Here is an 11192-nt window from a genome sequence, read left to right on the forward strand (position 1 = left end):
CTTCTTCCTGTTTTCCCCACCATTCATAGTTTCACGCTGCTGACAGTGTTACCCTTCTCGCATGAGATAGAAGGGAGATTATCTGTGGCCGTTCATTTACTTATCGTCGATGCACTCAATTTGATCCGCCGTATCCATGCGGTACAGGGCACCCCCTGTAAGGACACCTGCCTGCACGCGCTGGAACAGCTTATCCGCCACAGTGAACCCACCCACGCGGTCGCGGTATTTGATGACGAAGCCCGCAACACGGGCTGGCGACACCAGCGTCTGCCCGACTACAAAGCCGGACGCGCACCGATGCCGGACGATCTTCATGCAGAGTTACCTATGATACGCGCGGCATTTGAACAGCGCGGCGTCCCCTGCTGGGGAGCACACGGAAATGAAGCCGACGACCTCGCGGCTACTCTGGCCGTAAAGGTGGCGAGCGCCGGGCATCAGGCCACTATCGTTTCAACTGACAAAGGCTACTGTCAGCTGCTCTCGCCGACTATCCGCATTCGCGACTATTTTCAAAAACGCTGGCTGGACGCGCCGTTTATCGCCAGCGAGTTCGGCGTCTCGCCTGAGCAACTGCCGGATTACTGGGGGCTGGCAGGCATCAGCAGCTCTAAGGTTCCGGGTGTTACCGGTATTGGACCGAAAAGTGCCGCGCAGCTGCTGACGGATTTTCAGAGTCTGGAGGGGATTTACGCCCGTCTGGATGAGGTGCCAGAAAAGTGGCGCAAGAAGCTGGAGGCGCATAAAGAGATGGCGTTTATCTGCCGGGAAATCGCAACGCTACAGACGGATTTACAGCTGGACGGGAATTTACAGCAGTTGCGGTTAGAACGTTAAAGCGACTTCAGGGTTTTGTAGGCCCGGTAAGCGCAGCGCCACCGGGCAAAACAAAGCACGCACTATCGCTCGTCGCGACGTCCGCCAACCGCAGCCCACCAGCGACGAATGTGTACCGTCACCTCTTCGCGGTCGTGATATAGCTGACGCGCCTGAATGACCACGTTGATCCCGTGCTCGTCCATCTGCTCCTGAATGTAGGCCAGATTCTGAGAGACTTCCTCGTAGCGCTTTTTCATCGGCAGCTTGAGATTAAAAATCGTCTCACGACACCAGCCGTTCACCAGCCAGGAAGCCATCAGCGCAGCGACTTTTGCCGGTTTCTCAACCATATCGCACACCATCCAGGAGATGTTGTTACGGTTCGGGCGATAGCGGAAACCGTCCTCACGCAGCCAGGTGACCTGTCCGGTGTCCATCAGGCTTTGCGCCATTGGACCGTTATCAACGGACGATACCCACATGTTGCGTTTCACCAGTTGATAGGTCCAGCCGCCCGGGCACGCCCCGAGATCCACCGCATACATCCCGTTTGCCAGACGCTCATCCCACTCATCTGCCGGGATAAAGACGTGGAACGCCTCTTCCAGCTTGAGCGTTGAACGGCTCGGCGCATCCGCCGGGAAGCGCAAACGCGGGATGCCCATAAAGAAAGGCGAGTTGTTGGTGGTATAGGAATAGCCGGTATAGCAGCAGCCAGGGGCGATAAAGAAGATATGCACCACCGGACGCTTCGGCGTTTCGTAGTTCGTCAGCACGCCCGCGTCACGCAGCGCTGCACGCAGCGGCACGGTAAATTTGCGGCAGAACTTCATCAGCTCTTTGCTTTCATTGGTGTCGGCAACCTCAACGCGCAGATCGCCCCCCTTCTCCACCACGCCCTGCAGCATGCCGACAATCGGCGTGATGCGGTCTTCCGGCGGCAGATCTTTCAGCAGCTCGCCCGCGACAAACATCTGGCGTGCGAAGATCAGCGAGCTAAACGGCAGCTCGCGTGCCAGTTTGTCTGCGTCTTCAGGCTGATAACATTCGAATATCACATAGCCCGCATTCTCTTTAACGCGGGCAAAACCGAAGACTTCGCGCTTCGCGGCTTTATCCGTAATTTCCGCGGCGCACTCTTTCTCAAACCCCGGGCGACAATATAAAACAACCTTATTCATGAACAACGCCCTTGCGTTTCAGACGGATAGCTCCGATAAACATTAATACCCATCCCGCCAGGAAGCTGACGCCGCCGACAGGAGTAACAAACGCCCACAGGCGCAAATGAGAGAGCGCAAGGCAGTACAGGCTACCGCTGAACAGCACGGTACCCAGCGCCATAAACACGCTACTCCAGTAAAACCAAATGCTGATCCGGCGCTGCATTGCCACCGCCAGCCCAAAGATTGCCAGGGTGTGAAACGCCTGATATTCAAGGCCGGTCTGGATCCAGCCCATCTCTACCACCCCTAAGGTTTTGCTTAACACATGCGCGCCAAAAGCACCCAGTGCCACAAAAATAAAGCCACTCACCGCGGCAAAAATCAGCATGAATCGGCTGGTCATGTTTCTGTCCTAAAGTGATGCGTGCACAGCACACAAAAGTTATTGTTCATACCTGAAGCGGAATTTTTCTTGCTCGTTTGCCGCTTTAGACAGGATCCACTGTCGGAAGGCGGCTATTTTACCCAGTTCTGCCTGACTGTCATGACAAACCAGATAAAACGCATTCTTGCTGACCAGAACATCATTAAACGGGCAGACCAGACGGCCGGCCTCAATTTCGGACTGTGCCATCACGTTGTTCGCCAACGCGACGCCCTGCCCGTGAATAGCAGCCTGTAACACCATTGCGCTGTGGCTAAAAATGGGTCCCTGCTGCACATTTATATGGTTAAGACCTAATTGGCGGGTATAAGTTTGCCAGTCACGGCGAGAAGCATCATGCAAAAGCGTATGCTGCGCCAAATCAGCGGGCGTTTTCAGGGCCTTGTCGCCTGTCAGCAGTAGCGGCGAGCAAACTGGCAGCAGATATTCTGCGTATAATTTTTCTACACGCAAGCCCGGCCAGTTGCCGCGACCATAAAAAATGGCGACATCCACATCGTCAGCCAGCTTGTCTTCCTGACGGTCCACGGCCTGGATTCGAACGTCGATTCCCGGATAAGCTGAGTTAAAGCTTGAGAGTCTTGGCACCAGCCACTGAATGGCAAAACTGGGCAATAAACTGACCGTAAGCGCGCCTTTAGCACTCCTGGCCTGCAGTTTACGCGTGGCTTCCGTCAGCTGGGAAAAAATCTCTTTAATATCCTGAAAATAGCTCTGGCCTTCTTCAGTCAGAAGCAAGGAGCGGTTGCGTCGACGGAACAGCTTAAGCCCCAGAAAATCCTCCAGGGACTTGATTTGATGACTTACTGCGGCCTGAGTCACAAAAAGCTCATCTGCTGCGCGGGTGAAACTCAGGTGACGTGCTGCTGCATCAAAAACACGTAATGCATTAAGAGGTGGCAATCGCTTCGACATGGTTATCTGGCTTAGATGTTAACGAGATTTAACATATAGGAAACAACGTTTAACCTATTAGTTTTTTTTATCTGAGCCATTATAATTTGTCCGTTGAGGAACTACCAGCAAATACCTATAGTGGCGGCACTTCCTGAGCCGGAACGAAAAGTTTTTTGGAATGCGTGTTCTGAAGGGCTTTTGGCTTACGGTTGTGATGTTGTGTTGTTGTGTTTGCAATTGGTCTGCGATTCAGACCACGGTAGCAACGCTACCAATTTTTCACTTCCTGTACATTTACCCTGTCTGTCCATAGTGATTAATGTAGCACCGCCAACTTGCGGTGCTTTTTTTTGCCTATCTCGCTGTTAATGCTCGATTTCTTTCATCTCTTTCACATCACTTCGATTAATTTGCTGTTTGTTCCCGTTTGCATCTTTGTACGAAATCATCCCAGTATCATTATCGGTAGACGGTTTCCCTTCCGAAACGATAGATCGACCATCGTTGGTATGCATAACGTAGTTATTTCCGGAACACGCGCTCAGGGCAAAGGTAAACACACAGGCTGAGATGATTGCGGCTGTCTTTTTCATGATTATTCTCCTTTAGCAATTAATGCTATTCAAACCTCGATTTATAACAGGCTAAAACATCCACCTAACACTATTTAGCATAACCTGCTTTTCCGAGGTCGCCAGGATATGCAGACAAATCTTATAGATACCAACCTCCTTGCCCTGCCGATGAAATTGCGCGACGATCTCTTTATCGACATGAGGAATTCCATGAACGCTTTCAGTCCTGCGCACTTCCGCGCACAGTTTCCGGCGCTGGCCGATGCCGGTATTTACCTTGATAGCGCCGCCACGGCCCTGAAGCCTCAGGCGGTTATTGACGCAACGCAGCAATTCTACAGCCTGAGCGCAGGCAACGTGCATCGCAGCCAGTACGCAGAAGCGCAGCGTCTTACCGCGCGCTATGAGGCCGCTCGCGATCGGGTTGCACGGCTGATTAATGCCGAAAGCGGGAAAAATATTGTCTGGACGCGCGGCACTACCGAGGCCATCAATATGGTGGCCCAGTGCTACGCTCGTCCACGGCTTCAACCGGGCGATGAAATCATCGTCAGCGAGGCTGAACACCATGCCAACCTGGTGCCGTGGCTGATGGTCGCTGAACAAACGGGTGCGCGCATTGTGAAGCTCCCGCTGGGTGCCGATTTACTGCCGGACGTGGCGCGTTTACCAGAGCTTACCACCCCCCGCAGCCGGATTCTGGCGCTGGGGCAGATGTCTAACGTTACCGGCGGCTGTCCAGATCTGGCTAAAGCCATTGCGACTGCCCATGCCAGTAATATGGTGGTGATGGTCGACGGTGCGCAGGGCGTGGTGCATTTTCCGGCGGATGTGCAAACGCTGGATATTGATTTCTATGCCTTTTCAGGACACAAGTTGTACGGGCCAACCGGCATCGGCGCGCTGTACGGCAAACCCGACCTGCTGAAACAAATGACGCCGTGGCTCGGCGGCGGCAAGATGATCGCCGAAGTGACCTTCGACGGCTTTAAAACTCAGGAGGTGCCTTACCGTCTGGAAGCCGGTACGCCGAACGTGGCGGGCGTGATTGGCTTAAGTGCGGCGCTTGAGTGGCTGGAAGAAACGGACGTGGCTCAGGCTGAAAGCTGGAGCCGGGGTTTGGCTACGCTTGCAGAAGAAGAACTTAAAAAACGCCCCGGTTTCCGCTCGTTCCGCGTGCAGGATTCCAGCCTGCTCGCCTTTGATTTTGCAGGCGTGCATCACAGTGATATGGTCACGCTGCTGGCGGAATATGGCATCGCCCTGCGCGCCGGACAGCACTGCGCCCAGCCGCTGCTGACGGCGCTTGGCGTTAGCGGTACGCTACGTGCTTCCTTCGCGCCTTATAACACACAAAGCGATGTTGACGCTCTGGTTACCGCTGTTGACCGCGCCCTTGAATTACTGGTGGATTAATGACTAGCGCTGCTTTAGCCGGGCATCCGTTCGGCACCGTGATCACCGAAGAGACGTTAAAACAGACCTTCGCCCCGCTCCAACAGTGGGAAGATAAATATCGCCAGCTGATCCTGCTGGGTAAACAGCTCCCTGCGCTTTCAGACGATCTTAAAGCGCAGGCGAAAGAGATTGCAGGCTGTGAAAACCGCGTCTGGCTGGGGTATAGCATCTCCGGCGAGAAACTGCACTTCTTTGGCGACAGCGAAGGCCGTATCGTCAGAGGGCTGCTGGCGGTGCTGTTAACCGCCGTCGAAGGGAAAAACGCGGCGGAATTGCTGGCACATTCGCCGCTGGCGTTATTTGATGAACTTGGGCTGCGCGCGCAGCTCAGCGCCTCGCGCGGTCAGGGGCTGATCGCGCTCAGCGACGCGGTACTGGATGCCGCACGTCAGGCTCAGGCCTGACGTTCCGCCTTCGCCATCATTTTCTTGAGGGCGTGAGACACCGCCACAAAGCCGAAGGAGGCGGTCACCATGGTGGCCGCACCAAAGCCGGAGGCGCAATCCATTCGTTTTGGCCCTTCCGCCGTACTCTTCATCGCACAGACAGACCCATCTGCCTGGGGATAAACCAGCGCTTCAGTTGAGAACACGCAGTCGACGCCCAGCTTGCCTTTGCTGTTCTTCACCACGTTAAAGTCGCTCTTCAGGCGTTCACGCAGCTTGGCGGCCAGCGGATCCTGAATGGTTTTCGCCAGATCGGCCACCTGGATCTGCGTCGGATCAATTTGACCGCCCGCACCGCCCGTCGTGACCAGCGGCACCTTGTAGCGACGGCAGTATGCGATCAGCGCCGCTTTTGGCCGCACGCTGTCGATAGCGTCAATCACATAGCTGTAGCCTTTGCTCATGAACTCCGCGACGTTATCTGCCGTCACAAAGTCGTCGATCACCGTCACGCGGCACTCGGGGTTGATAAGACGAATACGCTCCGCCATGACCTCAGATTTCGCCAGGCCGACGCTATCGCGCAGGGCGTGGATTTGACGGTTGGTGTTGGTAACGCAAACGTCATCCATGTCAATCAGCGTGATTGCGCCAATACCGGTTCTCGCCAGCGCTTCTGCCGCCCACGACCCTACACCACCAATGCCCACGACGCAGACATGCGCATCCGCAAACAGCTGCAGGGCTTTTTCACCATATAAACGTGCCGTACCGCCAAAACGCTGGCGCCAGGCGTCGCTGATTACCACAGACATAAAACCTCAGATGTAAAAAGGGTGAGGTTTTCCTCACCCTGAACAGTAATCCGTATTGCGCTCAGAATACCACAATCAGCCGCTGAATACGTTTCCGGCACCCGGCGCAGCCTTCAGCACCCATACGCGTCCGTAGTGGTTATACCAGCCCGCACGATGGCCTGCGTCAGGGCCAATGCCCTGATAAATATCGAAGTGCTGGCCTTTGATTGCGCCGCCGACGTCCAGCGCCACCATCAGACGCAGCTCATACTTGCCGTTGAATTTGCCGTTGTTGTCCAGCAGAGGCACTTCAGCAAGCAGCGTGGTGCCCGCAGGAATAATCGACCGATCCGAGGCGACCGATGCGCGACCGATCAACGGTACCGCACTCGCCCCTTTCACAGGCGCGAAGTTTTGCGGTTTAAAGAAGACGAACGACGGGTTCTGCTCCAGCAGCTCGCGCACTTCGGCTTCGCTGTGTTTTTCGCCCCACTCGCGGATCGCCTGCATCGACATATCTTCTTTCTTTACTTCGCCGCGGTCGATCAGCACCTTACCGATGCTGCGATAGGCGTGGCCGTTTTTGCCGGAATAGCTGAAGAAGTTAAGCGGCGAACCATCACCGAAATCAATGTACCCGCTGCCCTGAACGTCCATGATGAAGTTATCCATCAGCGAGTTGCTGTAGGCCAGGATGTAATTTTCGCTCAGCGCACCGGCGTAGATCTCAGCACGAGACGGCAAGCGGCCGCGTTTTGGCGGCATACGGTAGATAGGATACTGGAACTCGCCCTGGCGGGTATGTCTCGCCTGAATCACGGGCGTGTAATACCCGGTGAACTGAACGTTGCCGTAGTTATCCGCCCCTTCCATCTGCCAGGCATCAATACCAAACTGGCGCATATTGCGCGTATCACCGCCCGCACGCAGCCAGTCCTGTACCGCGCTATAGACATTATTCTGTGAGCCATACAGACGCGGCGACGCAGTGCGGATCTGGTAGACCTGCTCGGAGAAATCGCCGGCATTGATCGGTGCGCCGACCGCATCAGGCTGATTAACTAAAGAGAAAGGCTGGGATAACTTCCCGTCTTTATACTGTTGACCGCGATCGGTCGGTTTGGAAGAACAGGCCGCAAGAATCGCTACCATTGCGCCCGTCATCAGATACTTCGCCCAACGTCCTTTCATTATATCTCGTCTTTAAGTTGCCCTTATCCGCGTGATGAAGATAACAAACCGCCAGGGCTAATGAAATGCAATCACATGCCCTTTGGCAAATTTTGCGCAAAAAATAGTCCAAATGGTGCCATGTCGTTCAATTTACATACAAAATCATGATTAATGTGAAAAAGGGGTTGCATCACAAACCTAACCGAGTATAGTGCGCATCCACGGACGCGGGGTGGAGCAGCCTGGTAGCTCGTCGGGCTCATAACCCGAAGGTCGTCGGTTCAAATCCGGCCCCCGCAACCAATTAAAATTTGATGAAGTATCTTCTACGACTGTAGAAAGACGGACGCGGGGTGGAGCAGCCTGGTAGCTCGTCGGGCTCATAACCCGAAGGTCGTCGGTTCAAATCCGGCCCCCGCAACCAATCAAATTTGAAGAAGTAAGTTTCTACGACTGTAGAAAGACGGACGCGGGGTGGAGCAGCCTGGTAGCTCGTCGGGCTCATAACCCGAAGGTCGTCGGTTCAAATCCGGCCCCCGCAACCAACACTTCTAAAAACAATAAACACCCTTAAGGGTGTTTTTTTGTATCTGCAGTTTGTGAAACGGCCGGGCGATAACCCGGCGTACAGCACTAACCACGTCGCGCCAGCGTCGCCCCGTCTGAGAAATACGCCCGTATCCCTGCCAGAATCGACTCCGCCACTTCCTGCTGGAATTTAGCGGTCTTGAGCTTGCGCTCCTCTTCCACGTTACTGATAAACGCGGTTTCGACCAGGATGGACGGAATATCCGGCGCTTTCAGCACCGCAAACCCGGCCTGCTCGACGCTGTTTTTATGCAGCTTATTGATGTTGCCCAGCTTACCGAGCACCGCTTTGCCAAATTTCAGGCTGTCGGTGATGGTTAATGATTGCACCATATCGAACATGGTGTGATCGACGTAGCGGTCGCCGCTCTTGCCCACGCCACCAATTAAGTCCGAGGCGTTCTGCGTATCCGCAAGGTATCTTGCCGCAGTACTGGTCGCCCCTTTGGTCGAGAGCGCAAACACCGATGAACCACTCGGTTGGCGACTGGTAAAGGCATCCGCATGGATGGAGACGAACAGATCCGCGCGCTGCTTCTGCGCTTTCGCCACGCGCACTTTCAGTGGAATAAAGACATCCTCATTACGCGTCATGTAGGCGCGCATATTGCCTTCTTTATCAATCAATGCCTTCAGGCGACGGGCGATCTGCAGCACCACATCTTTTTCACGGGTGTGATATTTCCCGACGGCGCCGGAGTCTTCGCCGCCGTGGCCGGGATCCAGCATGATCACAATCGGACGATCGCGCCCTGCTTTACCCGGCTGTGGGCCGCTTTGCGCGGGTGGAACCTGACGTTCAAGATCGCCTTTGTTGTAATCCTCCAGAAGCGCCAGAAGCGGATCCTGGATGTCCGTTGCGTTGGCGGGATAAAGATCCATCACCAGACGCTCTTTAAACGTTGCTACCGGCGCAAGCGCAAACAGCTGCGGTTTCACGTTCTGCTTCAGTTCAAACACCATACGAACCGTCTGCGGATCAAACTGGCCAACGCGCGCTGACTTGATAAAAGGATCGTCACCGCGGATCTGCGCCGCCATCCCCTTAAGCACGGAATTGAGGTTTACACCTTCGAGATCCACGACCACACGTTCAGGATTGCTGAGGGCAAATTGCTTATATTTCAGCACGCGATTGGATTCGACCGTCACGCGCGTATAGGTCGACGACGGCCAGACGCGCACTGCCACCACCTGGCTTGTGGCAGCAAGACCGACCTGACTGACGCTAAGCAACCACATTGCCCCGGCCCCTTTTAACAAACGGCGGCGGCTTATTGCTGAATTGGATCCCGACATGCTTCTCCCGAGCAAGAAAACGAACTGATATACAAAATGTCCAGATTGACCGAAAACTTTAACGAATGACGCATAAACTGTCATCTATAAAAGGGTAAACAATCATACGTTAACGCACGGATTACTTATTCTTTTCTGTGTGTCGCGGAAAATTTAGGCTTGCACACGCAGCCATAATCGAATAAAAATACAGAAATTACGAATAAACATTCATTAAGGGTTGTGCCATGGTGAAGGAACGTAGAACCGAACTGGTCCAGGGATTCCGCCATTCTGTTCCCTATATCAACGCCCATCGGGGGAAAACGTTCGTCATCATGCTCGGCGGCGAAGCCATTGAGCATGAGAATTTTTCCAGCATCGTCAACGATATAGGTCTTCTGCACAGCCTCGGCATCCGCCTGGTTGTTGTGTATGGCGCACGCCCGCAGATCGATGCCAATCTGGCCTCTCATCAGCATGAGCCTATTTATCATAAACATACCCGCGTGACGGATGCGAAAACGCTTGAACTGGTGAAACAGGCTGCGGGTTTGCTGCAGCTGGACATTACCGCCCGGCTGTCGATGAGCCTGAACAATACGCCGCTGCAGGGCGCGCATATTAACGTCGTGAGCGGTAACTTCATCATCGCTCAGCCGCTTGGCGTGGACGACGGCGTGGATTATTGCCACAGCGGTCGTATTCGTCGTATTGATGAAGAGGCCATTCACCGTCAGCTGGACAGCGGCGCCATCGTGCTGATGGGTCCGGTCGCAGTTTCCGTAACGGGCGAAAGCTTTAACCTGACGTCTGAAGAGATTGCCACCCAGCTTGCTATCAAGCTGAAAGCGGAAAAAATGATTGGGTTTTGTTCCTCACAGGGTGTCGAAAACGATGAAGGGATGATTGTGCCTGAACTATTCCCCAACGAAGCGCAGGCGCGCGTTGAAGCGCTCGAGGAAGCGGGAGATTACCACTCCGGCACCGTGCGCTTTCTGCGTGGCGCAGTGAAAGCCTGCCGCAGCGGCGTGCGCCGTAGCCACCTGATCAGCTATCAGGAAGACGGTGCGCTGCTGCAGGAGCTGTTCTCCCGCGACGGTATTGGTACGCAGATTGTGATGGAGAGCGCCGAGCAGATCCGCCGCGCGACCATCAACGATATTGGCGGCATTCTGGAACTGATCCGTCCGCTGGAACAGCAGGGGATTCTGGTTCGCCGCTCACGCGAGCAGCTGGAGATGGAGATCGACAAATTCACCATCATCCAGCGCGATAACCTGACCATCGCCTGCGCCGCGCTCTATCCGTTCCCGGAGGAGAAGATTGGCGAAATGGCCTGCGTGGCCGTGCATCCTGACTACCGCAGCTCTTCCCGCGGCGAGATGCTGCTGGAGCGTGTGGCAGCCCAGGCGCGCCAGATTGGGCTCAGCAAGCTGTTTGTTCTGACGACACGCAGCATTCACTGGTTCCAGGAGCGCGGCTTTACGCCGGTCGACATTGATTCACTGCCGGAAAGCAAGAAAGAGATGTACAACTATCAGCGCCGTTCAAAAGTGCTGATGGCTGACCTGGGGTGATAAAACGCCCTCACCGTCCGGTGAGGG

At 54.7% G+C, this 11192-nt stretch carries 11 protein-coding genes and 3 tRNA genes; 7 read left to right on the plus strand and 7 right to left on the minus strand.

Annotated features, from left to right (window positions below; genetic code table 11):
- Positions 1 to 84 precede the first annotated feature (84 nt).
- Complete coding sequence (gene xni / locus K5E19_RS12080; RefSeq protein ID WP_221551407.1) at positions 85 to 840, plus strand: flap endonuclease Xni; 756 nt, start codon at positions 85 to 87, stop codon at positions 838 to 840.
- Between the two features lie 62 nt (positions 841 to 902).
- Here the strand turns inward: xni and rlmM are convergent, their stop codons facing one another.
- The 4 genes from rlmM to K5E19_RS12100 form a co-directional block, all read right to left on the minus strand.
- Positions 903 to 2003 carry a 23S rRNA (cytidine(2498)-2'-O)-methyltransferase RlmM gene (gene rlmM / locus K5E19_RS12085; protein WP_221551408.1) on the minus strand — a complete coding sequence of 367 codons (1101 nt, stop codon included), beginning with the start codon at positions 2001 to 2003 and terminating at the stop codon, positions 903 to 905.
- The gene (locus K5E19_RS12090) at positions 1996 to 2391 is read right to left on the minus strand and encodes a DUF423 domain-containing protein (protein ID WP_010435099.1); all 396 of its coding nucleotides are present in this window, start codon (positions 2389 to 2391) and stop codon (positions 1996 to 1998) included. Before K5E19_RS12090 ends, rlmM begins: the two co-directional genes overlap by 8 nt.
- Positions 2392 to 2430: 39 nt before the next feature.
- The gene (gcvA, locus tag K5E19_RS12095) at positions 2431 to 3348 is read right to left on the minus strand and encodes a glycine cleavage system transcriptional regulator GcvA (RefSeq protein ID WP_010435102.1); all 918 of its coding nucleotides are present in this window, start codon (positions 3346 to 3348) and stop codon (positions 2431 to 2433) included.
- Positions 3349 to 3695: 347 nt separating this feature from the next.
- On the minus strand, positions 3696 to 3923 hold the full coding sequence (locus K5E19_RS12100; protein ID WP_010435104.1) for a YgdI/YgdR family lipoprotein: 228 nt from the start codon (positions 3921 to 3923) through the stop codon (positions 3696 to 3698).
- Positions 3924 to 4115: 192 nt separating this feature from the next.
- On the opposite strand from K5E19_RS12100, the gene csdA reads away from it, so the two are divergent.
- Complete coding sequence (gene csdA / locus K5E19_RS12105; protein WP_221551455.1) at positions 4116 to 5321, plus strand: cysteine desulfurase CsdA; 1206 nt, start codon at positions 4116 to 4118, stop codon at positions 5319 to 5321.
- A complete protein-coding gene (csdE, locus tag K5E19_RS12110; RefSeq protein WP_221551409.1) occupies positions 5321 to 5767 on the plus strand; it encodes a cysteine desulfurase sulfur acceptor subunit CsdE in 447 nt (148 codons plus the stop codon). The genes csdA and csdE overlap by 1 nt, the downstream gene beginning before the upstream one ends.
- Here csdE and tcdA read toward each other — a convergent pair.
- Both tcdA and mltA read right to left on the minus strand, forming a co-directional pair.
- Positions 5758 to 6564 (minus strand): tRNA cyclic N6-threonylcarbamoyladenosine(37) synthase TcdA, encoded by an 807-nt coding sequence (gene tcdA / locus K5E19_RS12115; RefSeq protein WP_221551410.1) that lies wholly within the window; start codon positions 6562 to 6564, stop codon positions 5758 to 5760. The two genes, csdE and tcdA, sit on opposite strands and share 10 nt — an antisense overlap.
- Before the next feature lie 75 nt (positions 6565 to 6639).
- On the minus strand, positions 6640 to 7737 hold the full coding sequence (mltA, locus tag K5E19_RS12120; protein ID WP_221551411.1) for a murein transglycosylase A: 1098 nt from the start codon (positions 7735 to 7737) through the stop codon (positions 6640 to 6642).
- A gap of 208 nt (positions 7738 to 7945) precedes the next feature.
- Here mltA and K5E19_RS12125 point away from each other — a divergent pair.
- The 3 genes from K5E19_RS12125 (at position 7946) to K5E19_RS12135 (ending at position 8264) form a co-directional block, all read left to right on the plus strand.
- A tRNA-Met gene (locus K5E19_RS12125) sits at positions 7946 to 8022 on the plus strand.
- A gap of 44 nt (positions 8023 to 8066) precedes the next feature.
- Positions 8067 to 8143 (plus strand) — tRNA-Met (locus tag K5E19_RS12130).
- A 44-nt stretch (positions 8144 to 8187) separates the two neighbouring features.
- Positions 8188 to 8264 (plus strand) — tRNA-Met (locus tag K5E19_RS12135).
- 88 nt (positions 8265 to 8352) lie between these two features.
- Here K5E19_RS12135 and amiC read toward each other — a convergent pair.
- Entirely contained in the window at positions 8353 to 9606 is a 1254-nt protein-coding gene (gene amiC, locus K5E19_RS12140) for an N-acetylmuramoyl-L-alanine amidase AmiC (RefSeq protein WP_089601161.1), read from the minus strand.
- A 227-nt stretch (positions 9607 to 9833) separates the two neighbouring features.
- Between amiC and argA the strand changes: the two genes are divergently transcribed.
- Positions 9834 to 11165 (plus strand): amino-acid N-acetyltransferase, encoded by a 1332-nt coding sequence (gene argA / locus K5E19_RS12145; protein WP_010435120.1) that lies wholly within the window; start codon positions 9834 to 9836, stop codon positions 11163 to 11165.
- Positions 11166 to 11192 lie beyond the last annotated feature (27 nt).

This window comes from Enterobacter sp. RIT637 (genome assembly GCF_019718755.1).
GTDB lineage: Bacteria > Pseudomonadota > Gammaproteobacteria > Enterobacterales > Enterobacteriaceae > Enterobacter.